Origin of the sequence: Salmonella sp. NW1250 (assembly GCF_051812965.1) — a bacterium.
In the GTDB taxonomy this organism is placed as follows: Bacteria; Pseudomonadota; Gammaproteobacteria; order Enterobacterales; family Enterobacteriaceae; genus Salmonella; species Salmonella enterica.
Genome location: NZ_JAMNDD010000028.1, coordinates 1 through 245, shown reverse-complemented (window position 1 = coordinate 245; position 245 = coordinate 1). Strand labels below are relative to the sequence as shown.

1 protein-coding gene is annotated in these 245 nt (G+C 62.9%); it reads left to right on the top strand.

Annotated elements, in window-relative coordinates; genetic code table 11:
• The coding region (locus NBA72_RS24015) for an autotransporter-associated beta strand repeat-containing protein (protein WP_439006045.1) at window positions 1-245 on the top strand (245 nt) is incomplete at both ends.

Sequence of the window (245 nt, the reverse complement as noted above, 5' to 3'; positions counted from 1 at the left end):
GGCGACGACACGCTCACCCTCTCCGGATCCAATTCTTATACCGGTGGCACCCTTATCAGTAGCGGCACGCTGGTTGCCACTAACGTTGACGCGCTGGGAAGTGGCGACGTCACCGATAACGCCACGCTGGAGCTGAACACCGGCGGCACGTTCGACAACGCCATCAGCGGCAGCGGCCAGGTGGTGAAATCCGGCGACGAGACGCTCACACTCTCCGGCGCCAATTCTTACACCGGCGGCACCCT